The organism is Cellvibrio sp. ATLC23 (assembly GCF_057196725.1).
Genome location: NZ_JBXUOS010000013.1, coordinates 96,733 through 123,299 on the forward strand (window position 1 = coordinate 96,733; position 26,567 = coordinate 123,299).

The following is a 26,567-nucleotide window of genomic DNA, read 5'->3' on the forward strand; positions in this document are numbered from 1 at the left end:
TATTGAGTGAATTTCTATGGAAAATTACGACGAACATTTAGCTGAAGATCCACTGTTCGGCGCTGCTCTGGATACGCTGGCTATTCGCGCAGGGCAGTCGCGCTCCCATGAAGGTGAGCACAGTGAAGCGCTGTTTCTCACCTCAAGTTATGTATTTGCCAGCGCGCAAGAAGCGGCCGACCGGTTTGCGGGCAATCAACCCGGCAATGTTTACTCGCGTTATACCAATCCTACTGTGCGTATGTTTGAAGAGCGTATTGCGGCGCTCGAAGGTGCTGAATCGGCAGTAGGCACTTCATCCGGCATGGCGGCTATTTTGTCTACTTGTATTGCGTTATTGCAATCGGGTGATCACATCCTTTGTTCGCGCAGTGTATTTGGCACAACAACTGTGTTGTTCACTAAATATTTGCAAAAGTTTGGCGTGACAACCACATTTGTTAATCCGACAAATTACAGCGAGTGGGAAGCAGGTTTTACGGCTAATACCAAACTGGTTTTTGTTGAAACTCCATCGAATCCTTTATGCGATGTGATTGATATTCAGCGCCTTGCAGATTTAACCCATGCACGCGGTGCGTTACTGGCTGTCGATAATTGTTTCTGTACGCCTGCGCTGCAAAAACCACTGGAGCTGGGGGCGGATTTAATTATTCACTCGGCCACCAAATATATTGATGGCCAGGGCCGCTGCCTCGGTGGTGTGGTTGCCGGCGCAAAAAAATATGTCGATGAGGTGCTCGGTTTTATTCGCAGCGCTGGCCCAAGTCTTAGCCCTTTTAATGCGTGGATATTCTTAAAAGGTTTGGAGACTTTGCGTTTACGCATGGAGGCGCATTCGCGCAATGCATTGGAATTGGCGCAGTGGTTGAATGCTCACCCTAAAGTAGAAAAAGTGTTTTATGCCGGCTTGCCGAGCCATGTTGGCCATGAGTTGGCTGTGAAACAACAATCTGCTTTTGGTGGTGTTTTATCTTTCCGAGTAAAAGGCGGCAGAGATGAGGCGTGGAAAGTGATCGATGCAACCCGCATTATGTCGTTGACCGCTAATTTGGGTGATACCAAAACCACTATTGTTCATCCGGCAACCACAACCCATGGTCGCTTGTCACCAGAACAAAAGGCGGATGCAGGCATTACCGAAAACCTGATTCGTGTTGCGGTTGGCTTGGAAGATATTGGCGATTTAAAAGCCGATCTTGCGCGCGGTTTAGGCATTTACTAAGAGTTTGCAAGGCTAGGGCGCAAAAAAGTGTTGTTGGGTCTTGTCCTTGCGAATTCACCTTGGTAAAGTGCGCGCCCAGTTAGCCAAAAGGCTTAACAATTTAGGACTATAGCTCAGTTGGTTAGAGCACCACCTTGACATGGTGGGGGTCAGCAGTTCGAGTCTGCTTAGTCCTACCAAAAATCTTTAAAAAAGCCGCTTTTTAGCGGCTTTTTTATTGTCTGCGATTTGCTGCGTATCGCTCTCCCCCTTGAATTTCAGTATGACTACCCCATCTTGTGTTCATGCTCGCCATCTCTGGCGGATGTTAATTATTCACACCTTCGTGCATGTACCCAGGAGTTAGAAAATGACCGTTGATGCCCGCAAAGAAACCCGTGGTTTCCAAACTGAAGCCAAACAATTGCTGCATTTGATGATTCACTCGCTGTATTCAAACAAGGAAATCTTCCTGCGTGAGTTGGTATCTAATGCGTCGGATGCCGCTGATAAATTGCGTTTTGAGGCCGTATCAAATGGCGACTTATATGAAGGCGATACCGAATTAAAGATTCGTATCGATTTCGATAAGGAAGCAAAAACTCTCACGATTAGTGACAACGGTATCGGCATGTCGCGCGATGAGGTGATTGAAAACCTCGGTACTATCGCCAAATCCGGCACCGCACAATTTATGCAAAAACTGTCTGGCGATCAGAAGAAAGATGCGCAATTGATTGGTCAGTTTGGTGTTGGTTTTTATTCAGCTTTTATCGTTGCTGATAAGGTTGTGGTCACTACTCGTCGTGCGGGGGCACCAGCAAATGAAGCGGTGCGCTGGGAGTGTACGGGGGACGCAGAATTTACTGTGGAGTCAATCGAAAAAGCTGATCGCGGTATGACCATTGAATTGCATTTGAAAGATGATGCATTGGAGTTTGCTGATCACTGGCGCTTGCGTTCAATCATCAAAAAGTATTCCGATCACATCGCAATTCCTGTTGTGATGAAAAAGCAAAAGCCCGCTGGTGATGATGCGGTGAGCGAAGAGCCGGAAGATGAAGTTATCAACACGGCAACAGCGCTTTGGACACGTTCGCGCTCCGATGTAACTGACGAAGAATACAAAGAGTTTTACAAGCATGTCAGCCACGATTTTACTGATCCACTTAGCTGGAGCCACAATCGTGTGGAAGGTAATTTGGATTACACCAGCATGTTGTTTATTCCAGCACGTGCGCCCTATGATTTGTACAACCGTGACGCATCGCGCGGTTTGAAGTTGTATGTGCAACGTACGTTTATTATGGATGACGCCGAGCAATTCCTGCCGTTGTATTTGCGTTTTATAAAAGGTGTAGTGGATTCAAACGATTTGAGTTTGAACGTCTCGCGTGAAATTCTGCAAAAAGATCCCAACATCGACGCTATGCGTTCCGCACTGACTAAGCGTGTATTGGATATGCTGGCAAAACTTGCGAAAAGCGAGCCGGAAAAATACGCCACCTTCTGGAAAGAATTTGGCCAAGTAATGAAAGAGGGTCCTGCGGAAGATTTTGCCAATCGTGAAAAGATTGCCAAGTTGTTACGCTTTGCTTCTACCCATACCGATACCGCCGAGCAAAATCATTCGCTCGAAGACTACGTGGCGCGGATGAAAGAGGGTCAGGAGAAGATTTACTACATCGCCGCTGAAAATTTCAATACCGCAAAAAGCAGCCCGCACCTTGAAGTGTTCCGCAAAAAAGGTATCGAAGTATTGTTGTTGAGCGACCGTGTTGATGAGTGGCTCATGAGTCACTTGGCTGAGTTTGATGGCAAATCTTTGCAAGATGTAGGCAAGGGTGAGCTGGATTTAGGTAAGCTCGACAGCGAAGAAGAAAAACAAGCACAAGAAAAAGTCGCTGAAGCACTGAAACCATTACTGGATCGCGCAAAAGCCGCATTGGAAAATCAAGTGTCCGAAGTGCGCATTACCCATCGTCTAACGGATTCTCCTGCGTGTGTAGTAGTGGGTGATCACGATATGGGTGCACAAATGCGCCGCATTCTGGAAGCGGCAGGGCAGAAAGTACCTGACTCAAAACCGATTTTTGAATTGAACCCAGAGCACCCGCTGGTGAAAAAGTTGGAACAGGAAAGTAACGAAGAGCGCTTTGGTGATTTGGCGCATATTCTGTTCGACCAAGCGAATCTTGCTGAGGGTGCCCAATTACAAGACCCTGCGTCTTACGTGCAACGCTTGAATAAATTACTGCTGGAACTCAGCAATTAATTAGCCGCTGATTTTTACGGCTGCTATTAAAGATGACCTTGTCTGGGCGACCCCGTCTAGGCAACCCGTCTATAATCAGGCAAGGTCATTTTTTATTTATTATTTGGGGTGAGCTCCATGGAATATAAAGAAATTAGTTTGCCAGCTACAAAATCGATTGCACTTGTTGCGCACGATAATAGAAAAAAAGATTTGCTTGCCTGGTGTAAAAAACACAGCAGCGATTTAAGCCGCCATACATTATTTGCGACCGGCACGACCGGCACCTTAATAGAAAAAGAAACGGCCTTGTCGATTAACAAACTTATCTCTGGACCTTTGGGTGGTGACCAGCAAGTAGGCGCGCTCATTACCGAGGGCAGGGTCGATATGTTGATCTTTTTTTGGGATCCATTTGAGCCAATGCCACATGATCCCGATGTAAAAGCACTGTTGCGTATTGCCGCTGTGTGGAATATTCCTATCGCGTGTAACCAAAGCTCTGCCGATTTTATGGTGTCTTCGCCACTCTTTAATGGTGAGTCACAACATTGGGTTCCAGATTACGCAGCCTATATGGCCAGCCGCGCACAAACGAGCCTTTAACGATGTTGGCAATTATTGGTGGCTCCGGATTAAATCAATTTCCTGAGTTGGAAATTATTGCTGAACAGAAAGTCATTACACCCTATGGTGATTGCTCTGCGCCATTGATTATCGCGAAAATAAGTAGTCGTCAGGTGGTGTTTTTGCCTCGTCATGGGCAGGGGCACAAACTGCCGCCGCATCAGATTAATTACCGTGCAAATCTGTGGGCACTAAAAGAGGCGGGCGTCACGCAAGTGCTAGCTGTAAATGCGGTTGGCGGTATTCATCCAACAATGGAGCCGGGCACCTTTGTCGTGCCGCATCAAATTATCGATTACACCTATGGTCGCGAGCAGAGTTATAACTTCTTGCTTGATGGTTACATCAATCATATCGATTTCACCCACCCTTATTGCGAGAAGATGCGTCAACAATTGATCGCCAGTTTATTGTCGGCGAATCTTCCGTTTCAGCAGCAGGGTGTATATGCCTGTACACAAGGACCGCGTTTAGAGACAGCAGCAGAAGTTTTGCGCTTACAGCGTGATGGCTGCGATTTGGTGGGGATGACCGCAATGCCTGAGGCGGCATTGGCGCGCGAACTGGGATTGAAATACGCGGCGCTATGCTTGGTGGTTAATTGGGCGGCTGGGCTGGCGAGCGAAGAGTTGAGTATTGACGACATAATGAAAACTCTTGTTGCCGGCATGGACGATGTTAAAAAGGCTATTTTTCTATTCACAAAGCAATAGCTTTGCGCAAATAAGCAGCAAAAAATCCCCCTCTTATTTCTAACTTTTGTTAATATCCGTAAACGCGGGGTTTTTAGTTCTATGAACCCGGTTGTGGATAGCTGCTAGCCTGCTGTGCTGGCGATCAACGGATGAAGCAAACCGAGCAATAACAATAAGCTACCAATGCTGTTAGAGGTGTTTCATATGGCAGATCGTGAGATGGGCACTGTTAAATGGTTTAACAACGTGCGTGGATACGGTTTTATAACCAGAGGAGAAGGAGGCGAGGATATTTTTGTACACTACAGAAATATCCGTGCGGAAGGTTACCGCTCATTAGCTGAAGGTCAAAGTGTTGAGTTTCAGTTGCAACAAGGTGATAAGGGCTTGCAGGCAGAAGATGTTATTTTGCTGAGCTGATGTAAACTTCACTCAAGATTTACCAACTCTCAAAATAAAAACACCGGCAATGGCCGGTGTTTTTATTTGTGAAAAAAGAAAACAATTATTGTGTTGCTGGCACTGAGTAGGGCGTGATTTGAATGATGACATTCAACATCGGATGATCTATGTAGTGTACTTCGCTGCTGCGCATATCGCGTTCTTCTTGAAGTAAAATAATTTGCCGCGTCACAAAGTTATCCACTTCGGGCAGCGTCGCATTGCCTTCTATATTTCCGCTCGACCATTGGTTGTTTTCATTTGCCAGCGCTTGCTCCAATTCCGCTTCTATATCGGAATCCAATGAAAAACTATGGGTCGCTGTTGCTGCATAGTTCGGGCGCAATGGGATTTCTGGCCAGGTTTGGGTAATTTCTTGACCGACATTGAGATCAAATTGCGCTAGCCATAAATTAGTCTGCAGCTCCAGATAAGTGGCTACACTTAAGCGAATGCTACCTTCCAATGCTTGATGTTGGCCGAAAGTTCGCCCGCCATTAATGAGGATGGCTTTGGAGGATTTTTTATTGGTGATGATTTGCCGCCACGCATTGTGAAACAAAACCTCAAAGCCCGGACTGCGCTGTAATTTTTGCGCTTGTGCATTTAATTGCCGCTCACTGGCGGGTAGCAAATAAAAGGCTTCTTTGGTGAGATCTACTGCTGCACTACCGGTGATGCCAGTTTCGGTAGCAGCGGGATCTTTCAACTCGACCCATTTGGCGGGGTAGCGCAATTTAATGTTGCTGGGCCAGTGTTCCTGCCCGGAATCATCTTTTCGCGCTACAACTATCATCTCAACTTGATACCAACCCTCGTGCGTTCGGGTTTGTGCTTGAGTGGATAGCGCCAGAGTTGCGCTTACAAAAAACGCAGTCAGGCCAAGTAATGTTGATAGGTGTTTTATTGATTGAGAAACCATAAATTAATTCCACCAGTAATTGATACGAGTCAGTATTATTTGCCAGTCATCAAGTGATCTAATAAATCGACAACGGTTTGGATGCGCTTTTCAGTCGCTTCCAACTCCATGGTAAATTTCAGTTGATTGGCGCCTTCCAATTTATAAATGCGCGGCTGGCTTTGAACCAATTTAACGATTTTGAGTGGATCCACGCGGGTATCGCTGGAGAACTCAATTTTTCCGCCCCGGGCGTTAGCTTCCAGCTTGGTAATGCCGATGGTTTCGGCGGTAATTTTAATTTGCGTAACGCGGAACAAATTTTTGATCGGTTCGGGCAGCATGCCAAAACGGTTGATCATTTCTACTTGCAGATCACGCAGGGCTTCTTCGCTGTCGGCATTAGCCAAGCGTTTGTACATCACTAGTCGTGTGTGCACATCGGGTAAATAGTCGGCGGGAATGAGTGCTGGAATGCGCAGATTGATTTCTATCGCTTCGCTCAGTGCTTTTTCTAGATCTGCTTGTTTGCCTTGGCGGATTGCTTTTACGGCGCGATCCAGCATATCCATATAAAGCGAAAAACCGATAGTTTGAATTTGGCCACTTTGTTCATCGCCCAGCAGTTCACCGGCGCCGCGAATTTCCATATCATAGGTTGCCAGCGTAAAACCTGCGCCCAAATCTTCTGCCGCGCTAATGGCTTCAAGGCGTTTTTGTGCATCATCGGTCATTGCGCGGCGATCAGGTGTTAGTAAATAGGCGTATGCCTGATGGTGCGAACGGCCGACACGACCACGCAATTGGTGCAATTGCGCGAGGCCAAATTTATCGGCGCGATTGATAATAATGGTATTGGCGCTGGGAATATCGATACCGGTTTCGATAATGGTGGTGCACACCATAATGTTGAAACGTTTGTGATAAAAATCTGACATTACCCGTTCAAGGTCTCGCTCACGCATTTGTCCGTGGCCAATACCAATGCGCGCCTCAGGAATTAATTCTTGCAGTTCGCGCGCCACCTTTTCAATAGTGTCGACTTCGTTATGCAGATAATACACTTGTCCACCGCGCAAAATTTCCCGCAGTATCGCCTCTTTTATAGTGGCTTCATCGTAGGTGCGCACAAAGGTTTTAACCGATAAGCGCCGCGCCGGCGGTGTGGCGATAATCGATAAATCGCGAATGCCGGCCATCGACATATTTAATGTACGAGGAATCGGCGTTGCCGTGAGCGTGAGAATATCGATTTCCGCGCGCAGGGCTTTGATTTGATCTTTTTGCCGCACACCAAAACGATGTTCTTCATCGATAATTAATAAACCGAGGTCTTTAAATTTAATATCGGGCGATAAAAGTTTATGGGTGCCAACCACTATATCCACTTTGCCTTCCGCTAATCGCTCCAGTACTTGATTCACTTCTTTGGTGGTGCGGAAACGCGAGAGTACCTCAACGGTGATGGGCCAATCGGCAAAGCGATCTTTTAATGATTCATAGTGTTGTTGTGCAAGTAGGGTGGTCGGCGCAAGAATGGCAACTTGTTTACCGCTATGGCTAGCAATAAATGCCGCACGCATAGCGACTTCTGTTTTACCAAAACCAACATCGCCACACACCAAGCGATCCATAGGTTTGGATGAGAGCATGTCCTCCATTACAGCTTCAATTGCGCGCTGCTGATCTGCAGTTTCTTCAAACGGAAAGCTTGCAGAAAAAGCTTCATAAGCAATTTTAGGGTCGGGAAATTTATGACCTTTGCGTGCGGCGCGGCGCGCGTAAACTTCCAATAATTCCGCGGCAGTGTCGCGAATTTGTTCGGCGGCTTTACGGCGTGCTTTTTGCCATGATTCGCTGCCAAGTTTATGCAGTGGCGCCAGATTATCTTCAGCACCGCCATAGCGGCTGATTAAGTGTAGACTAGTTACCGGAACATACAGTTTGGCTTCATCAGCGTATTCCAGTGTTAAAAACTCGTTGGTTTGATTGTCGATGGTGATAGTTTCCAAGCCGCGATAGCGGCCGACACCGTGATCGATATGTACCACCGATGCGCCGATTTTTAATTCGGTAAGGTTTTTAACCACCAAATCAGCATTGTCTTGCGTTTGTTTGCGGCGGCGCTGTTGTTGAATGCGCTCACCAAATAACTGCGCTTCGGAAATTAGCGCAATTTTAGGCTTGGTTTGTAGTAATCCTTGTTCAAGGGGTGCAACGGTGATTGCGAGCTTTTCGTTGTGAGTAAGAAAGTCGTGCCAGCTATCTACTGTTGTTGGACGAACACGAATGCGGCCCAATAATTCCAGTAAGGTTTCCCTGCGCCCAGCCGATTCAGCACAAAATAAAACCTTGCCATCAAATTCCATTAAAAAAGCTTGAATCGCGGCGAGCGGATTCTCCGCTTGCGCGCGAATCGGCAGTGAGGGTGTGGCGGCGGTGGCGAAATTGTAGTTGCCGGGCTTTTCTTCCAGCGCTGCAGATTCTATAAAGGTGCGCGGGTAATTTTTGAGGTTGCCAAAAAATTCATCAATCGCCAGATAAATATCCCGTGGTGCGAGCAGTGGGCGCAACGGATCTACACGGCGGCTTTCATAGCGGCGCAATAATTCGAGCCAAAAATTTTCGGCAGATTTTTCAATATCGCCCAGCGCATAAATTTGGGTATTAGTCGGCAAGTAGTCAAACAGCGTGCTGCAGGCATCAAAAAATAACGGCAGATAATATTCAATACCGGGTGGCGATATGCCCGCGCTGACATCTTGAAAGACTGGACATGCTTTGTGGTTGACATCAAAGCGTTCGAGCCACTTTTGTTTAAATAGGCCAATGCCGGTTTTGTTGAGAGGAAATTCTTTTGCTGGGAGCAATTGAATTTTATCGACCTTGTCGATAGTGATTTGGGTTTCCGGATCAAAGGTGCGCAGGGTTTCGATTTCGTCATCAAATAAATCGATGCGATAGGGCAGCTCGCTGCCCATGGGGAAAATATCCATCAGCGAACCGCGCACTGCAAACTCCCCGTGCTCGTAAACCGTGTCGACGCAGTGATAGCCCGCACGCTCCAGATTGTGGCGCAATTGATCGGCGTCGAGTTTTTCGCCAACTGAAACCATCAAGCTATTGCCAACCAAATAGGATTGCGGCATGAGTCGCTGCAGTAGCGTGGTTACCGGAACAACGAGAATCCCCTGTTTTATGCCGGGCAATTTATAGAGCGTGCTTAAGCGCTCGGAAATAATGTCCTGATGCGGGGAGATAGTGTCGTAGGGCAAGGTTTCCCAATCGGCGAGATGTAATACCGGCAGTGGATCTTGCCCTTTTGCAAAAAATGAAAGTTCGGTTTCCATCCGAATTGCGGCACTGGTGTCGGCAGTGACTACCAGGCTTAGGCCTTGGTAGGCCTTGGCGGCATTTACAATCGTAAGTGCTTGGGCGCTACCAAAGAGCTGGCCCCAATAGTGTCGGTTGCCGGACTTGCTCGATATGGGGGGATTACTTGGGAGTTGCTGAGTCATAAAGCGTTTAATAATTATGCATGCAAAAGGTGGGGGCATTTTACCTGTGTTACGCGGCTTCTTGGGGGATCAATATGTAAATAAAAGCTCACCCAGTATTTAATAACATGCTTAATTAACAATGACTGTAAATGAGAAGTATTTCCATTGGTGTTTTTATTGGTTGGAATATGGGCAAAAAGAAATAGAATTCCAGGAAAACGCGAGTAAAAGCTGCATCAAATCAATGCATTGCTATGGTGCTTGGTGTAGGTGGCGTTTATAATTCGCGGGTTTTACTAGGGCTTACCAAAACTTCTCAAAAATCAATCTCTTGTGTGTACTTTGCGCTGTTTGGTGCGGACGTCGGCGCAAGTTGTTAGATGAAAGTTACTGGCTCTATGCTCCAGTGGTTTATTTACAGCGTAAATAGGTACTGGCGCGACTCGCATCAAGCACGTCCTCCACAAAGTCTTGTCCAGTTCCCGCCAGGAAGTAACTGGACAATGACAGCTGGTTTATCGCTTGCTGCATCCTCATGGCCTGGGTTACCAGGTTCACATCCACACGAACGACTAGGCAGAGACGTATGATAAAGATTCGTCGAGGATTGGATTTGCCCATTACCGGCAGCCCCAATCAATCTATTGAAGATGGCCCACAGGTTCGCCAAGTAGCTTTAATCGGGTTTGATTACCATGGTATGAAGCCCACTATGGCGGTACAGGTTGGTGATAAGGTTAAACTTGGTCAGGAACTGTTTTCTGATAAAAAGACGCCCGGTGTTATCTACACGGCTCCAGCATCAGGCACTGTTAGTGCAATTAATCGCGGTGATCAGCGTGTATTCCACTCAATTGTTATTGATGTGGAAGGCAATGATGCAGTCGAGTTTGCCAAGTATTCGGCGGCTGATTTAGCTGGTTTGTCGCGTGAAAACGTGCAACAAAATTTAGTGCAATCCGGTCTTTGGACTGCATTGCGTACGCGTCCTTTCAGCAAGGCTCCCGCGTTGGATTCAAAACCCAGCTCGATTTTTGTGCAGGCGATGGATACCAATCCACTTGCCGCTAACCCACAAGTGATCATCGCTAGTAAAAAAGAAGCGTTTGCTAATGGTTTGACGGTGTTGGCGCGCTTGACCGAGGGTAAAGTGTTTGTTTGTCACGCCGAAGGTGCAGATCTTCCCAAAGGGCAGGGCAGCAATATTGTTGCTGAAACTTTTGCTGGCGTTCATCCCGCGGGCAACTCGGGTACGCATATCCATTTCCTTGATCCGGTAAGTGCGCATAAAACCGTATGGACTATTGGTTATCAGGACGTGATTGCTGTTGGCGAGTTGTTTACTACCGGTCAATTAAATGTTGAACGCGTGGTTGCGCTTGCTGGCCCACAAGTTGAGCGTCCGCGTTTGGTCCGCACTCGCATCGGCGCGAGCTTGACTGAATTGACTCAAGGTCAAACTAAGTCCGGTGAAAATCGTGTTATTTCCGGTTCGGTATTTGGTGGTCGTCGCTCTCATGGTCATTTGAGTTTCCTTGGCCGTTTCCATAGCCAAATCAGTGTGCTACTTGAAGGTCGCGAGCGCGAAATGCTCCATTACCTGCGTGCTGGTACGAATAAGTTTTCGGTAATGGGAATTTATTTGTCTAAGTTGCTGCCAGCAAAAGTCTTCAACTTTACGACTTCTGCTAATGGCTCCGAGCGCGCTATGGTGCCGGTCGGCTCTTATGAGAAGGTAATGCCTCTGGATATTCTGCCAACTCAATTGTTGCGCTCATTAATCGTGGGTGATACCGAAGCGGCACAACAACTGGGTTGTCTGGAGCTGGACGAAGAAGATTTGGCATTGTGCACGTTCGTGTGCCCTGGCAAATATGAATACGGTCCAATCCTGCGTAATAACCTTACACGCATTGAGCAGGAGGGCTAATTGATGAGTCTGAGAAAATTACTCGATAGTATTGAGCCGCATTTTCATAAGGGCGGTAAATATGAAAAGTGGTATTCACTTTATGAAGCTATAGATACCGGGCTTTTCAAGCCGGCTGATGTCACTAAATCTACTTCTCATGTGCGCGATGGCATTGACCTGAAACGTATCATGATCACTGTGTGGCTGTGTGCTTGGCCAGCAATGATTTTTGGTATGTACAACGTTGGTTTGCAAGCAAATACCATTTTAGCTGCGACAGGTGCAACGGGTATCGATAATTGGCATGGTGCTTTGACTGCGATGTTTGCTGGTCATAACCCTGACAGCATTTGGGACAACTTGGTACTGGGTGCTGCTTACTTCCTCCCTATATACGCAACCGTGTTTATTGTCGGTGGTTTTTGGGAGGTATTGTTTGCTACCACGCGCGGTCATGAAGTTAACGAAGGTTTCTTTGTGACCTCTATCCTGTTTGCCTTGACCTGCCCGCCTGATTTGCCTTTGTGGCAAGCGGCTTTGGGTATCAGTTTTGGTGTGGTAATTGGTAAGGAAGTATTTGGCGGTACTGGTAAAAACTTCCTCAACCCTGCACTGACTGGTCGTGCATTCTTGTTCTTTGCTTATCCGGCAGAAATGTCAGGTGAGGCGGTTTGGACTGCAGTCGATGGTTATACCGGTGCAACTACGCTTTCTATTGCTGCTCAGCAGGGTATGGATGCTGTAATCAATCAAGTGAGCTGGATGGATGCGTTTATCGGTTTTGAACATGGCTCGATTGGTGAAACGTCCGCATTGGCATTAATGATCGGTGGTGTTGCGCTGCTGATTATGGGTATAGCGTCAACTCGTATTGTTCTAGGCGTTTTGGCTGGTGCCATATTAACCACGCTGCTTTATAACTGGGCCGGTTCTGCCAGTAGTAATCCGATGTTTCAAATGCCGTTTTGGTGGCACTTGGTAATCGGTGGCTTTGCCTTCGGTTTGTTCTTTATGGCTACCGATCCCGTATCTGCTTCTATGACTGATACAGGCAAGTGGATTTATGGCGCGTTAATTGGCTTCATGGTAATTACAATTCGTGTCGTTAACCCAGCGTATCCAGAGGGCATGATGTTAGCAATTTTGTTTGCGAACATGTTTGCACCTACCATCGACTACTTCGTCGTTCAATCTAACATTAAGCGGAGGCTGGCGCGTGGCTAACCAACAATCAGCAAAATACACAATCATGGTCACCTTGATCATGTGCATTGTGGCCTCTATTTTGGTGGCAAGTTCTGCGGTATTGCTTAAGCCTGCCCAGGTTGCCAACAAAGCACTCGACTTTAAAACCAACGTACTCAAAATTGCGGGTATCTATGATCCGGCACAATCTATTGAGGCTCAATTTGAAAAAGTTGAAGTTAAAATCGTTGATCTGAGCACCGGTAAATTTACCGGTGCAATTGCAGATGTAGAGAAATTTGATCAGACCGCTTCTGCTAAAAAATCAGATTTGTCAGAAAAGCTTTCGCCTGAAGTCGATATTGCCAAGATCATCCGTCGCGAAAACTTTGCCAAAGTGTTTTTGGTAAAAGATGAAAATGGTTTGTCCAAAGTAATTCTGCCTGTGCGTGGTTATGGCCTATGGTCAACCATGTCTGGTTTTATCGCGCTGGATAAAGATTTAAATACCATTCTGGGTTTTGGTTTTTACGATCAAAAAGAAACTCCGGGTTTGGGTGGCGAAGTTGATAATCCCAAGTGGAAACAATTGTGGATTGGCAAGCATGTCTACTCAGAATCTGGCAGTGTGAAATTGAGTGTAGTTAAAGGTCACGTTGATGATTCAACTCCAGATGCCAACTATAAAGTTGATGGTTTATCTGGCGCAACCTTAACCAGTGATGGTGTTAGTAGATTAGTGAAATTTTGGATGGGTGATAATGGTTTTAAACCCTTCTTAATCAACCTGAAAAACGGAGAGGCTTAATCATGAGCGTCAAAGCAAAAGATCTCCTTATTAAACCTATTTTTGAGAATAACCCCGTTATTCTGCAAATTTTAGGTATTTGCTCTGCATTGGCCGTAACCTCAAGTGTTAAGGTGAGTTTGGTCTTGGCGATAGGTTTGACGTTGGTGTCTGCGTTTTCAAACTTTTTCGTATCCTTGATGCGTAATTATCTGCCGAGTAGTGTGCGTATTATCGCGCAGATGATTGTGATTTCCGGTTTGGTAATTATCGTTGACCAAGTATTGAAAGCGGTGGCCTACGATGTAAGCAAACAACTATCGGTATTCGTGGGCTTGATTATTACCAACTGTATCGTGATGGGACGTACTGAAGCGTTCGCATTAAAAAACCCTCCTATTCCCAGCTTTTTGGATGGTATCGGTCACGGATTAGGTTACTCGGTATTGTTGATCATCGTTGCCACATTCCGTGAGCTGCTGGGCGCGGGTAAGTGGTTTGGTATGCAAGTGTTGCCAACTATTTCTGAGGGCGGTTGGTACGTCCCGAATGGTTTGTTGCTGTTGCCTCCAAGTGCATTCTTTTTGATTGGGATTATTATTTGGGCTCTGCGTACCTGGAAGAAAAATCAGGTTGAGAAAGAGTCATATAAGATTTCGCCTAACTCCATCAAGACTCAGGAGATCGCATAATGGAACATTTTTTAAGTTTGTTTGTGCGCTCTGTATTTATTGAAAATATGGCGCTGGCGTTTTTCTTGGGCATGTGTTCGTTTTTGGCAATGTCCAAAAAGATTAACGCAGCAATTGGCCTTGGTATTGCGGTAATTGTGGTGCAAACCATTACCGTACCGGCTAACAATCTGATTTTGACTTACCTGTTGAAAGAGGATGCATTAGCTTGGGCTGGCGTCACCGGTATTGACCTGACTTTTCTGAGCTTTATTTCTTTTATCGGCGTGATTGCAGCAATTGTGCAGATTTTGGAAATGGTTATGGATAAGTTCATGCCTGCACTTTACAACGCGCTCGGCGTGTTCTTGCCACTGATTACCGTGAACTGCGTAATCATGGGTGGATCGCTGTTCATGATGGAGCGTGATTATCGCTTCGGTGAAAGTGTTGTTTATGGCTTGGGTTCAGGTGTGGGTTGGGCAATTGCGATTGTATTGCTCGCCGGTATTATTGAGAAAATGAAATATTCCGATGTGCCTGAAGGTCTGCGTGGCTTAGGCATAACCTTTATCACCGTGGGTTTGATGTCATTAGGCTTTATGTCTTTTGGCGGCATTTCCCTCTAAGAGAGACGAGGAATAGAAATCAATGAATATCGAGATCGTATTAGGCGTGGTCATGTTCACCGCAATCATCATCGCATTGGTGGTGGTGATTCTTGTGGCGCGAGCCAAGTTAGTAAATAGCGGCGATGTGCAGATTCTTATCAACGATGAGAAAACGATTACTGTGCCCGCTGGTGGTAAATTGTTGCAGACACTGGCCGCTAACAACGTATTTTTGGCATCTGCCTGTGGTGGTGGTGGTAGCTGTGCGCAATGTAAATGTGTGGTGAATGAAGGTGGCGGTTCAATTTTGCCAACCGAAGAGCCCCACTTTAATCGTCGTGAACAAAAACAAGGCTGGCGGTTGAGTTGTCAGGTTCCTGTCAAGCAAAACATGACTATTCATGTACCGGAAGAAGTGTTTGGTGTTAAGCAATGGGTTACTACTGTTGAGTCCAATCCTAACGTTGCCACTTTCATTAAAGAGCTGACCTTGCGTCTGCCTGAAGGTGAAAGTGTAGATTTCCGTGCGGGTGGTTATGTGCAGCTGGAGTGCCCACCGCATCATGTTAAGTTCTCTGACTTTGATATCGAGCCTGAGTATCGCGGCGATTGGGAGCGTTTTGGTTTCTTTAATCTGGAATCAAAAGTGACTGAGCCAGTTATTCGCGCTTATTCGATGGCAAACTACCCTGAAGAAAAAGGCGTAGTAAAGTTCAATATTCGTATTGCGACTCCACCGCCTAAATCACAAGGAATTGCACCTGGTCAAATGTCTTCATTTGTATTTAGTTTGAAGCCGGGTGATCACATTACAGTATATGGTCCATTTGGTGAGTTTTTTGCCAAGAAGACCAACGCTGAAATGGTGTTTATCGGTGGTGGTGCAGGTATGGCGCCTATGCGTTCTCACATTTTCGACCAGCTGCGCCGCCTGAAAACTGATCGTAAAATGTCTTTCTGGTACGGTGCGCGCTCTTTGCGTGAACTGTTCTACAAAGAAGATTACGACATGCTGCAAGCTGAGAATGAAAACTTCAAATGGCATGTAGCTTTATCTGATCCTCAGCCTGAAGATAACTGGAACGGTATGACAGGTTTTATTCATAACGTACTTTATGAAAACTATCTGAAAGATCATCCGGCTCCAGAGGATTGCGAGTTTTATATGTGCGGTCCGCCAATGATGAATGCTGCGGTGATTAAGATGTTGAAGAGTCTGGGTGTTGAAGACGACAATATTTTACTCGACGATTTCGGCGGTTAATGAAAAGGAAAACGAGGCTGGGTAACCGCCTCGTTTTTTCTTTTGTTGGTTGGTATTTTTAATGTGAACTGAAGGCTTTATGGCCTAGGGGTTAATTATGGCTGTTCTTATAGTTACCTTATTGGTGATGTTATTTGTGGCATTTGCATTGTCAATCAATGTGCTTGCAGGTAGAAGACCTGTATCCGGTTCTTGCGGTGGTGTAGGTAAAGCGTTGGGTGACCCAAATTATGTCTGCGATTTGTGTGGTGGTGACGAAGCAAAGTGTGCTCAAGAAAAAGTAAAGCCATCAATGTCAAAGAGTGACAATAGCGATCTTTCATACGATGCCAGCAAACAAAAGGAATAGTTGTTGCTAGACTAAAGTCATCGCAATCAATCCTGTCATTTGGTTAAGGGGAATAAATTGACTGGTCGTAAAAAATCGGCAGATCACAATTATGATCTTTTAGTTATAGGTTCCGGCCCATCGGGCGAAGCTGCAGCTATAGCGGCGGCCAAGGCAGGAAAGCGAGTCGGAGTAGTAGAGAATAGGGCGGTTGTCGGCGGAGGTTGTGCACATAAGGGAACAATTCCTTCTAAATCACTCCGCCATGTGGTTAAACAAATTATTCAATTCAAAAGTAATAGTTTGTTTCGCGAAATTGGTGATAGTCGCCGCTTAACCTTTCCGCGTGTGTTGCAATCTGCGGCAAAAGTAATTCCTAAGCAAGTCGAGTTGCATACCAGTTTTTATGTTCGTAATCGCGTTAATGTGCATATTGGTCAGGCGTCATTTATTGATACCAATACGGTGAGCTTGCTGCAATTAGATGGTGGCATTGAAATTATTTCTGCTACCAATATTGTGATTGCTACCGGTTCAAGCCCTTATCGCCCCGCAGATGTTGATTTTAATCACCCTCGTGTGTATGACAGCGATACCATTCTGGAAATGCAACATACGCCGCGACATATCATCGTTTACGGTGCCGGAGTTATTGGATGCGAATACGCTTCGATTTTTTCTGGTTTGGGCATGCGGGTTGATTTGATCAATAACCGCGAGCGATTGTTATCTTTTCTCGATGATGAAATCTCTGATGCGTTGAGTTATCACCTGCGCGATAGCGGTGTCACGGTGCGTCACAGTGAAGAGTTTGAAGCGATTGAAGCAAGTGATTCTAGCGTGACTTTATTCTTGAAGTCCGGTAAACGCCTCAAGGCCGATGCGATTCTTTGGTGTAATGGTCGCAGTGGTAATACTGATGCATTGAATCTTGAAGCGGCAGGCCTTACGGCAGATCATCGCGGTAATTTAAAAGTCGATAATTGCTACCGAACAGCAGTTCCCAATATTTATGCGGTCGGTGATGTGGTGGGTTGGCCAAGCTTGGCCAGTGCGTCTTATGGTCAGGGGCGTGCAGTATCGGGTGGTATTTTTGGTGATGGGTGCCAATTGGTGCAAGATGTCCCCACCGGCATTTACACCTTGCCAGAGATTAGTTCAGTGGGCAAAACCGAAACTGAATTAACACAGGCGAGAGTGCCTTACGAAGTGGGGCGCGCCCTATTTAAAAATACAGCTCGCGGTCAAATCAGCGGTGAAGATGTAGGCATGCTGAAATTATTATTTCATGTCGACACCTTGGAAATTCTCGGTGTGCATTGCTTTGGTGCTGAAGCAGCCGAGATTGTGCATATCGGACAAGCGATTATGACGCAGAAGGGCGAGGGCAATAGTATTCACTATTTCCTCAATAATATTTTTAATTATCCCACCATGGCTGAGGCGTATCGTGTTGCTGCACTGGATGGCGTGAATCGAATTAGTCGTCGTTAGTTTGTCTCGGTGACAGCAATAAAAAAGGGCACGAGTGATCGGGCCCTTTTTATTGAGTCAAATTTGTGTATCGCCCAGTGCTGATCTTACTCGGCTGGATTTACCTTTGGGTGAAAGTTTCGCACGCAGTGAATCACCGTATTGCTATCAAAATAAACGGTAAACTCTTGATATTTCCAGCGTGAAATAGGTGGCTGACCTTTAGCGGGAATCTCTTCTAATGGTGCGCCAAACAGCGCTTTAACGCGCTCTTTACTCATGCCTTTGGTTGGCATGTCGATAAGCACTTGGTCTTTGGCTTGCTCACCAACAGGAATGCGAATTTCTACTGCGGTTACGCAATGGATTTGAGTGGCAAATCCCAATGAGCAGGTTAGGGCGATACTAAGGAGTTTGCGCTGAATCATGGCTGATAAAACACCTTGGTGCATGGGTTAACAGTAGGGTTTATTGCAGATAGTGTTGGTTCTTGCGACGTTCGGCCATTTGCGCACGCATGATTTGTTGGCCGATTAACTGCTGTTGCGCATCGGTCACGCTATGAAATTTTGCCGCAATTTGATATTCGCCGGTGTTACTGGGTTCACAGCGAATGATTTTTGCAAAAAGCACCATGCCTGCGTTGCTGGGTAAAAATATCAACCTCAGGGCGATATGGGAGTTGGCTTCTAGATGCCTTGAGCTGCCAAAAGCGATACCGCCTTCACTCAGGTTTACTTGTTTAATCGTTTTGGAGGGAGGCAACGGCTTGGAATCTTGCATCAGTTGTTGGCTGATAATATCTATCTTGCGGTTGAGGTTATGCAAGTACTCCCCAAGTGCGCGGCTGGTATCTTTGATTTGGTGAAATAGGTGAGCGTTGTCATTATCGAGCTTGCGCAACTCGGCAAAGAGTTTGAGTGAGGCCGTATTAGGGAACTGCAATTCAGCCGCAGCGGTATTTGCAGTAATCTCATCAACCTCTTTGAATTCAATGGCGATACTTTCATCAATACGAAAGTAACTACGACGCTCACTCATATCCTGAATCTTCCAAATTTTGTGATGCAGTAAACATAGCACAGCCAGCGATATGTGGCGCAGCTTTATCGAGTGCTCTAGCGGTTTTGCTTGAGCAAATGGAGCCAATTGGGTTTAATGCGCCCATGCTAAAAAACATCCCCCTTTATATCGGCTTGCGCTATACCCGCGCCAAGCGCCGCAATCAGTTTATCTCCTTTATTAGTGCCTTCTCGTTGGTGGGCATGGCGCTGGGGGTTATGGCATTGATTATAGTGCTGTCAGTGATGAATGGCTTTGGTCGCGAAATGCACGAACGTATTCTCAGTGTGATCCCCCACGGTTTTATCGATCAGCTTCCCGCCTTGGATGATTGGCAAGAATTGTCTGCTCAGGTCAACCAACATCCGCAAGTTGTTGCATCTGCCCCCTATATTGCCAGTATTGCCATGGTGGGTTATGCCGGAGGGGTGGAGGCGATAGAGCTGCAGGGCATATTGCCTGAAGCAGAAGCGCAGGTATCAATTGTCGATCAGCGTATGCTGGTTGGTTCGATGGCACAGTTGCAGCCAGGTGAGTACGGCATTGTCATGGGGCGTATTTTGGCTGCCCGATTAATGCTGACACCTGGCGATAAAATCCGCATTATCTCGCCTGAAGTCAATATCACCCCTATGGGTGCTTTTTCCCGTTCGCGCAGTTTTACCTTGGTTGGTCTTTTTGAAGTCGGTGCGCAAGTGGATAATACCTTGGCATTGATTCATGTTCAGGATGCGCAAAAATTTTTGCGCAAGCCGGGGGTGCAAGGGCTGCATGTGAAAACAGACAATATGTTCGCAGCGGCGCAGGTAATGGGTGAACTAAGTGCACAGTTGGGCGATGACTACAGGGTTAAGGATTGGAGTCAAACCCAGGGCAGTTTATTTCAGGCAGTGAAGATGGAAAAAATTGTTATTGGCTCACTGTTGATGATTATTATCGCCGTTGCAGCTTTTAATATTGTGTCCAGTTTGGTCTTGATGGTAGCGGATAAGCGCTCCGATATTGCAGTGCTGCGCACCATGGGCGTCAGCGCACGGCAAATCATGGCGATATTTATTGTGCAGGGCAGTGCGATCGGCTTTTTTGGAACCTTTATAGGGACAGCGATTGGCTGTGTTGTAGCCGCGGCACTAACACCGATTATGAATGCAGTTGAATCACTTTTTGGTATGCACATATTTGATCCAGATGTGTATTTCATCAGCCAATTGCCGTCTGTTCTACTCTGGCAAGATGTTGCATTGATTTGCGGTATCGCATTGCTACTGAGTTTTATTGCCACGCTTTATCCAGCCTATCGCGCCGCACAAATTGAACCGGCCGAGGCGTTGCGCTATGAATAAAAAATCCCCGTTGATCATCCTTGCAATTGCTATACAGGCCCAGTGTTATGAATGATTCCGCTCCTGTTTTAATTTGTCAGCAGGTCAGCAAAAGCTATCGTCAGGGTGCACTTGCAGTCGATGTGTTGCGCAATGTGAATTTCCAGATTCAGTCGCGTGAACGAGTGGCGATTGTCGGTGCATCCGGTTCCGGTAAATCCACATTGTTGAATATCCTCGGCGGGTTGGATGTGCCAGATTCAGGTGAGGTGAGTGTCGCAGGCGAACGTTTATCGCACCTGAGTGCAGATGAGCGCGGTCGCTTGCGCAATCGCAGTTTGGGTTTTGTTTATCAGTTTCATCATTTGTTACCGGAATTTACTGCGCTTGAAAATGTGGCTATGCCGCTGTTGATCGGCAAGCAACCCATGGCCCTTGCCAAACAACGCGCGTTGGAATTATTGACCCGTGTGGGTTTAGCCAAGCGGGTTGATCACAAGCCCTCCGAGCTTTCAGGCGGTGAGCGTCAGCGTGTTGCCATTGCTCGTGCACTGGTGACGAATCCAGCATGCGTATTGATGGATGAGCCTACGGGAAATCTTGATAGCCACGCCGCAGATGCTATTCAAGCCTTGATGTTGGAGTTAAACCAATCAATAGGCACCAGCTTTGTGGTGGTGACACACGATCCACGCTTGGCAGCGCGTATGGACCGTACACTCACGTTAGTCGATGGCGCCTTGGTTGGCGCAGAGGCTAATTGATGTTTAGCCGTTATATCTTTCTGGTCGGTGCGCGCTACGGCATAGCGCAGGGGCGCAATCACCTGGTCTCGTTTATCTCGCGTTTGTCTACCGCAGGTTTAGTGATTGGTGTTGCGCTGTTAATTCTGGTCATGTCGATCATGAATGGCTTTGCTAAAGAGTTGCGCGAAAATATTTTAGGTGTTATGCCGCAGGCGATGATTTATCATCGCTATGCAATTGAACATCCCGAACAGTTAATTTCAGGGTTAAAACAGCATCCACGTGTTGTGGCTGCATCGCCTTATGTGCAGTTGCATGGATTGCTCGGCTACCAAAAAAATGTAGCACCGGCCATTATTTTTGGAATAGATGCTACTCAAGAAGCATCAACTTCGAAGCTGCCAGAATTTTTACCGCCGGACACTTTGGCAAAATTAGCCGTCGCTGAGGCGGGTATTGTGATTGGTCGTGGTGTTGCTGAAAAACTGCAGGTTGCAGAAGCAGATACGATCAGTCTGATTATTCCGGTTGAAGATAATTCGTCACCGCGTATCAAAGTCGTGACCGTACTCGCTATTCTCAACACCCATACCGAGATAGATAACACGCTTGCCTTGATGGATATTAATGTCGCCGCCGAACTGTCGGGTTTCCCTGGCCAGATTACGGGCGTGCGTTTAAAAGTGGATGACGTATTTGCAGCGCCGGAGGTCGTGCGCGACATAATGAATACGCTGCCGCCGGATTATTACGGTTCCAGTTGGATGCGCACACACGGCAATGTCTACCAGGCGATTCAAATGTCAAAAAATATGGTCGGCATGTTGTTGTTCTTAATTATCGCAATTGCTGCGTTTAATCTCGTGTCTACGCTTATTATGGTAGTGGTTGATAAGCAAGGTGATATAGCGATACTGCGTACCATGGGCGCATCCACCGCAGAAATTATGGCCATTTTTATGGTACAGGGCGGTTTGATTGGTTTGATTGGTACATCAATAGGTCTGGTGTTAGGTGTGACATTGTCCTATTTCGTTACGCCTATGGTGCAATGGATTGAGAAAATTTTTAGCGTTCAGTTTTTACAATCCGATGTCTATCCTATTACCTATCTGCCATCAGAATTGGTTGTGGGCGATATCGCTAAAGTGGTTATCACTGCGCTACTGATTAGTTTTTTTGTAAGTCTTTATCCTGCGTGGCGTGCTAGTAAGATTCAACCGGCAGATGCTTTACGTTATGAGTAGCAATACACGGGACTTTATTTTCAATTTTTATAGCTGAAATTGTTAGTTGGTTCCCGTTTTGAAGTGATGATTACTTGCGCTGCATAAAATATGTACTTATTCTCCATCCCGTGGCTGTCTTGATGTAAGTTTGTCTCCCTCCTATACCTGAATTTTCCCGATGCCAGGCGTTGTTTTTATTGTTAGGGAAGTAGTGTGTACGAAAATGACAACGTTGACAGTCGCTGATTGACGAATATAAAAGGTTTTAGCCTTATGCAACAGCCAGTGACAGTGAGAGAGTTTTGTTGCGGTTCGTCAGCTCCATTTCCTTAACTAACGATAAATAAAGGATAAATAACGTCGATGAAAAAAATAATCTCTTTGGGCGCACTGGTCAGTGCGGCCCTTTTATCTACCGAAGTCTTGGCAGTAAATTGCACAGGTTTACCGCAATGGAATAGTGGCAGTGTCTATACCCAAGGCAATAGGGTGCAACATTTAAATCGCGGATACACCGCTAATTATTGGACTCAAGCAAATAACCCAACCACGTCGTCCGGCCAATGGCAGCACTGGACCGACAATGGTACATGCGATGGCGCTACATCTAGCGCAGCTCCCAGTTCCAGTGTTGCCCCTAGTTCCAGTGCGCCGAGTAGTTCACGCTCATCAGTGCCCAGTTCGATCGCGCCAAGCAGTATTTCCTCTTCTTCAATAGCGAGTGTTGGTTCCTGCCCAGTGTTTGTTGCTGGCACTACTTACGCTGCGGGTGCAGTAGTTACCAATGCTGGTGGAGTTTTTACTTGCCAGATTCCGGGTTGGTGTTCGTCCACTGCTACATGGGCTTATGCTCCGGGTACAGGTACTTATTGGCAGCAGGCGTGGACGGCTGGTGGTAATTGCCCTGGTATCAGTGCATCAAGTACAAGTACTTCTCGCTCCAGCTCCAGCAGTTTTGTTCCATCAACAAGCTCATCCAGTGTGAGTACTTCCCGCTCCAGTACTTCATCAGTAAGTAGCAGTTCGGTGGCGCCGGGCAATGCGAGAGATTTGGTGGGTTACTGGGAAAATTGGCATTGGCCAATGGAAGAGATGACCTCAATTCCAAATTACACTGTGTTAAATATTTCGTTCCCGCGTATCAATGCAGATGGTTCACTTTTCTTGGGCAATGAAGGTGGATATCAAAACAATCCAACAGCACAACAAATTGCCGCCGCAAAAGCACAAGGCAAAAAAGTGTTGCTATCAATTGGTGGCGCTAACGCAACTTTTGTGCTCAATAACCAAACTCAGGAAGATAATTTTGTAGATTCCTTCATTGCGATCAAGGATCAGTTTGGTCTGGATGGTATTGATATTGATACAGAAAAAGGTTTGCACACCAATCCCAATGCACAAATCAGCCTGACTAATCCGCAATACTCGGCAGATTACCTTGCGCGTGCAATCAAACGTTTGAAAGCGCGTTATGGTGCAAGCTTCTTGCTGACTATGGCTCCGGAAACGGCTCACACCATTGGCGCTAACCTTGCCAATAATTGGTTGGGGCAATACAACTGGGGCGTGTGTTTACCGCTGATGAACGTGTTGCGCGATGATATTAGTTGGGTACAGATGCAGTACTACAATACGGGTTCCATGCCAGGTAAAAATGGTCAGTTCTACAATGCGGCGACTCAAGATGGTTTGGTTGCCTGGACCGAAGCCTTGATTGAAGGATTCTCGATTGGCAGCACAGGCGTTAGTTATCTTGGCTTACCGGCCAACAAAATTATTATTGGATTGCCTGCTTCATCATCACCAACGGCTGCGGGTAGTGGTTACACCAATCCAACCGTTGTGAAAGCGGCGATGCGCTGCTTGCGCTCTGGTGATTGTGGAAACGGCTACAAACCAGCAAAAACCTATCCGGATTTGCGCGGCATCATGGCGTGGTCAACTTATGAAGATTATTTGACCAACTATGCTTTCTCTAATAGTTTGAGAAATTGTGCGATCTTGAATCAATGTAATTAATTGATGCTTAAAAAATCCCACTCATTGCGAAATGAGTGGGATTTTTTTTGCCGTGTTATCTTGCGCTGAAAATATTTAATCTACTGCGGGAGTATTTGGAGTCTGTTGGCCCCGATAGAAAGGCTGCCATTTGAAATCAGTTGCTGAGCGCCATAACCATTCAATAGGACCATAATGGAAATATGTTAACCACCAGCGACAAAATAGTATTTGGAATCCAAAAACTACAAAGCATAAAAGTGCGTTCGTAGCGGGTGAGGTTTTGGTAAACAATCCCAAGCCGACATTAAAGAAAATAAAAACACCGATAAGCGTTTGCATCAAATAACTGGTTAACGCCATTTTGCCAACAGCGGCAAGCGGTTTTAACCTCGCTGCCCACTGGGGTTTTAGCATCATGAGGCTAATGCCGGTGATGTAGATAAGTGTGAGGCTGGCATTAAAAAATTCTAACATAAATCCGCCCAGCCATCCTGCAATAGGTGTTTTTTCCACATCGATCTTCAACACAAATACGGCGATTGCGAAGGTGATACCCAATAACAGCGTGATAGCTAATGCCCAGCTACTTTTTTTCAAAACCTTGCTAAAGAGCGCGGCTTGATTTGCGATGCTCTCAAACCATTGCATGCGTCCGACAAACATACCTAATAAAAAGAAGCCAAAGGTGATAAGCAATCGCCCGCTGTTTATTTGATAAATGAATTTATCGCGCATGGCGGAAATATTGTGCTTTATCATCTCGGCGAATGAGCCTTCGCTTAGGATCGCGTAATATTCTGCGCCTGCTGTTTTCTGGTCAAAATCCAGCAGGGTTAACTCGTTACGTAGCAGAATTGAAATGAGTTCGGCGAGTTTGGTGGGAATATTTAGTACCAGTAGTGCACCTATAATAAGCAGCGCTTTGTTGCTGAGGTTGCGCAAAAATAGCAGCAAGAATCCAAGTGGAACGTAAATCGATAAAATGTCTGCGCGCCAAAAGGTGTGATGCAATAAACCAATGATGCCCAAAATAATTAAACGCCAGCCGAAGCGGCTAACCACTGGTTCATGACGGTTGATGAGTCCTTGAATTTGGATATAAAAACTCAAACCAAACAGAAATGAAAAAATGGCAAAAAACTTACTGAGGATAAAAATCATGTAAGTTCCAATGGCGATGCCACTGCCGAGGTCTTTATAAAGTTGGTAGGTCTCTTGTGGCAGTGGGCCAGCGGCATACCAAAAAATCATATGCGCATAGAGAATTCCAAAAAGGGCAAAACCACGCAGGACATCCAGTGTCACTATTCGATCCATTTTTTGTGGTGGCTGTATAAAGGTGTTGGATGCTGTCATAGGTGATTCCTTGCGCCGCTGGTAAAACCGGTCGCTAATGACCGGCGATTGAGAAATGTATGGTTGAGACACCATATCGCCTTGTTTTGGATTCAGTTGTTTTATTATTTTTTATAAATGACTAGTTAAACTGCAATTCTCGCGGTAACTCTACAATGACCGGCTGTTTGGTACTGGGGCAAACAAACTCAAGGCGATAGGCCAATAACTGTAAGCCGGAAGAGGATTTGGTGCCGTACAGTTTATCGCCCACAATCGGGTGGCCGATGTTGGCAAGATGACGGCGAATTTGATGTTTGCGACCCGTTTCGATATGCACATCGAGCAGTGTTTTATTATTCTCCACGCGCAACTTTTTGATATGAGTAATTGCGGATTTACCATCCAGTTCATTACTCAGCGTCTTACCCTCAGCGGGTAGGTCGCAACCATCCACCACCCAGGCTTGATAAAACTTACGCATATCGCGCGCTTGAAACAGGGCGGATAATTTCGCGGCACTTTGGCTGTCGTGTGCGAGAATAATTAACCCCATCGCATCGGCATCCAAGCGATGCACTAAAAAACATTCGCGTTGGCGCTGGCCGTCATTCGGTTGGCCATTCACTTCAACCCACCGTAAAATGCTACAGTGGTCGCCCCATTGGGAACCTTGGGAGAGCATGCCCGCAGGCTTGAACCAAATACTGTAATTGCCGCCGTCGTAAATCAGATTGGCACTTTCAGGTTTGCGTGCAAGCACCTGCTCATCGTAAAAAAATTGGATTTTAGAACCCTTGTACAGCACCTTGGTGGCGCGGCGTAAGCGCAGTGTTTTGCCTTTGAGTGTCCACCAGACGGCACCTTTGTTCATGGCATCTTTAATGCGCTGCTTGGACAGGCCAGTGCCTTCGGCTAACAAATCCAGCGCGGTTTGTTCGGCTTTAGTCACGGTGAATTCGAATTTTTGCGGTATTTCAAATGAAGTATCAGACATTATTTAGCTTTAATTAAGTGAG

The 26,567-nt window shown here is 46.3% G+C and carries 23 protein-coding genes and 1 tRNA gene; 18 read left to right on the forward strand and 6 right to left on the reverse strand.

What is annotated here, in order from left to right:
* Positions 1-16 precede the first annotated feature (16 nt).
* From AC2CG4_RS17915 to AC2CG4_RS17940, 6 genes are all read left to right on the forward strand, one after another.
* Entirely contained in the window at positions 17-1,225 is a 1,209-nt protein-coding gene (locus AC2CG4_RS17915) for an O-succinylhomoserine sulfhydrylase (protein ID WP_484487571.1), read from the forward strand.
* 102 nt (positions 1,226-1,327) lie between these two features.
* Positions 1,328-1,404, forward strand: a tRNA-Val gene (locus AC2CG4_RS17920).
* Between the two features lie 170 nt (positions 1,405-1,574).
* Positions 1,575-3,479 (forward strand): molecular chaperone HtpG, encoded by a 1,905-nt coding sequence (gene htpG / locus AC2CG4_RS17925; protein WP_484487572.1) that lies wholly within the window; start codon positions 1,575-1,577, stop codon positions 3,477-3,479.
* Between the two features lie 117 nt (positions 3,480-3,596).
* Positions 3,597-4,064, forward strand: coding sequence for a methylglyoxal synthase (locus AC2CG4_RS17930; protein WP_484487573.1), 468 nt, complete (start codon positions 3,597-3,599; stop codon positions 4,062-4,064).
* A 2-nt stretch (positions 4,065-4,066) separates the two neighbouring features.
* On the forward strand, positions 4,067-4,798 hold the full coding sequence (locus tag AC2CG4_RS17935; protein WP_484487574.1) for an S-methyl-5'-thioinosine phosphorylase: 732 nt from the start codon (positions 4,067-4,069) through the stop codon (positions 4,796-4,798).
* Between the two features lie 186 nt (positions 4,799-4,984).
* On the forward strand, positions 4,985-5,200 hold the full coding sequence (locus tag AC2CG4_RS17940; RefSeq protein WP_062067559.1) for a cold-shock protein: 216 nt from the start codon (positions 4,985-4,987) through the stop codon (positions 5,198-5,200).
* 85 nt (positions 5,201-5,285) lie between these two features.
* Here AC2CG4_RS17940 and AC2CG4_RS17945 read toward each other — a convergent pair whose 3' ends face one another.
* Positions 5,286-6,143, reverse strand: coding sequence for a CsiV family protein (locus tag AC2CG4_RS17945; protein WP_484487575.1), 858 nt, complete (start codon positions 6,141-6,143; stop codon positions 5,286-5,288).
* A gap of 35 nt (positions 6,144-6,178) precedes the next feature.
* Positions 6,179-9,640, reverse strand: a complete 3,462-nt coding sequence (gene mfd / locus AC2CG4_RS17950; RefSeq protein ID WP_484487576.1) for a transcription-repair coupling factor — start codon at positions 9,638-9,640, stop codon at positions 6,179-6,181.
* 568 nt (positions 9,641-10,208) lie between these two features.
* Here mfd and AC2CG4_RS17955 point away from each other — a divergent pair.
* From AC2CG4_RS17955 to sthA, 8 genes are all read left to right on the forward strand, one after another.
* Entirely contained in the window at positions 10,209-11,552 is a 1,344-nt protein-coding gene (locus tag AC2CG4_RS17955; protein WP_484487577.1) for a Na(+)-translocating NADH-quinone reductase subunit A, read from the forward strand.
* A gap of 3 nt (positions 11,553-11,555) precedes the next feature.
* Positions 11,556-12,758, forward strand: coding sequence for an NADH:ubiquinone reductase (Na(+)-transporting) subunit B (locus tag AC2CG4_RS17960; protein WP_484487578.1), 1,203 nt, complete (start codon positions 11,556-11,558; stop codon positions 12,756-12,758).
* On the forward strand, positions 12,751-13,527 hold the full coding sequence (locus AC2CG4_RS17965) for a Na(+)-translocating NADH-quinone reductase subunit C (protein WP_484487579.1): 777 nt from the start codon (positions 12,751-12,753) through the stop codon (positions 13,525-13,527). The genes AC2CG4_RS17960 and AC2CG4_RS17965 overlap by 8 nt, the downstream gene beginning before the upstream one ends.
* A 2-nt stretch (positions 13,528-13,529) precedes the next feature.
* On the forward strand, positions 13,530-14,198 hold the full coding sequence (locus tag AC2CG4_RS17970) for an NADH:ubiquinone reductase (Na(+)-transporting) subunit D (RefSeq protein WP_484487580.1): 669 nt from the start codon (positions 13,530-13,532) through the stop codon (positions 14,196-14,198).
* On the forward strand, positions 14,198-14,806 hold the full coding sequence (gene nqrE / locus AC2CG4_RS17975; protein ID WP_484487581.1) for an NADH:ubiquinone reductase (Na(+)-transporting) subunit E: 609 nt from the start codon (positions 14,198-14,200) through the stop codon (positions 14,804-14,806). The genes AC2CG4_RS17970 and nqrE overlap by 1 nt, the downstream gene beginning before the upstream one ends.
* A 22-nt stretch (positions 14,807-14,828) precedes the next feature.
* Positions 14,829-16,052, forward strand: a complete 1,224-nt coding sequence (gene nqrF, locus AC2CG4_RS17980) for an NADH:ubiquinone reductase (Na(+)-transporting) subunit F (protein WP_484487582.1) — start codon at positions 14,829-14,831, stop codon at positions 16,050-16,052.
* Positions 16,053-16,149: 97 nt separating this feature from the next.
* Positions 16,150-16,401, forward strand: a complete 252-nt coding sequence (gene nqrM / locus AC2CG4_RS17985; protein ID WP_484487583.1) for a (Na+)-NQR maturation NqrM — start codon at positions 16,150-16,152, stop codon at positions 16,399-16,401.
* 57 nt (positions 16,402-16,458) lie between these two features.
* A complete protein-coding gene (gene sthA, locus AC2CG4_RS17990; RefSeq protein WP_484487584.1) occupies positions 16,459-17,874 on the forward strand; it encodes a Si-specific NAD(P)(+) transhydrogenase in 1,416 nt (471 codons plus the stop codon).
* Between the two features lie 86 nt (positions 17,875-17,960).
* Here sthA and AC2CG4_RS17995 read toward each other — a convergent pair whose 3' ends face one another.
* Together AC2CG4_RS17995 and AC2CG4_RS18000 are read right to left on the reverse strand one after the other, a co-directional pair.
* Positions 17,961-18,281, reverse strand: coding sequence for a hypothetical protein (locus AC2CG4_RS17995; protein WP_484487585.1), 321 nt, complete (start codon positions 18,279-18,281; stop codon positions 17,961-17,963).
* A 40-nt stretch (positions 18,282-18,321) separates the two neighbouring features.
* Complete coding sequence (locus AC2CG4_RS18000; RefSeq protein ID WP_062067527.1) at positions 18,322-18,894, reverse strand: PilZ domain-containing protein; 573 nt, start codon at positions 18,892-18,894, stop codon at positions 18,322-18,324.
* 125 nt (positions 18,895-19,019) lie between these two features.
* Between AC2CG4_RS18000 and AC2CG4_RS18005 the strand changes: the two genes are divergently transcribed.
* From AC2CG4_RS18005 to AC2CG4_RS18020, 4 genes are all read left to right on the forward strand, one after another.
* Positions 19,020-20,258, forward strand: a complete 1,239-nt coding sequence (locus AC2CG4_RS18005) for a lipoprotein-releasing ABC transporter permease subunit (RefSeq protein WP_484487586.1) — start codon at positions 19,020-19,022, stop codon at positions 20,256-20,258.
* A gap of 47 nt (positions 20,259-20,305) precedes the next feature.
* Positions 20,306-21,001, forward strand: a complete 696-nt coding sequence (lolD, locus tag AC2CG4_RS18010) for a lipoprotein-releasing ABC transporter ATP-binding protein LolD (protein ID WP_484487587.1) — start codon at positions 20,306-20,308, stop codon at positions 20,999-21,001.
* Positions 21,001-22,230, forward strand: coding sequence for a lipoprotein-releasing ABC transporter permease subunit (locus AC2CG4_RS18015; RefSeq protein WP_484487588.1), 1,230 nt, complete (start codon positions 21,001-21,003; stop codon positions 22,228-22,230). The genes lolD and AC2CG4_RS18015 overlap by 1 nt, the downstream gene beginning before the upstream one ends.
* A gap of 345 nt (positions 22,231-22,575) precedes the next feature.
* The gene (locus AC2CG4_RS18020) at positions 22,576-24,231 is read left to right on the forward strand and encodes a glycosyl hydrolase family 18 protein (protein ID WP_484487589.1); all 1,656 of its coding nucleotides are present in this window, start codon (positions 22,576-22,578) and stop codon (positions 24,229-24,231) included.
* A gap of 75 nt (positions 24,232-24,306) precedes the next feature.
* On the opposite strand, the gene AC2CG4_RS18025 is transcribed toward AC2CG4_RS18020, so the two are convergent.
* Positions 24,307-25,569, reverse strand: a complete 1,263-nt coding sequence (locus AC2CG4_RS18025; RefSeq protein ID WP_484487590.1) for a DUF418 domain-containing protein — start codon at positions 25,567-25,569, stop codon at positions 24,307-24,309.
* A 121-nt stretch (positions 25,570-25,690) separates the two neighbouring features.
* On the reverse strand, positions 25,691-26,545 hold the full coding sequence (locus AC2CG4_RS18030; RefSeq protein ID WP_484487591.1) for an RluA family pseudouridine synthase: 855 nt from the start codon (positions 26,543-26,545) through the stop codon (positions 25,691-25,693).
* Positions 26,546-26,567 lie beyond the last annotated feature (22 nt).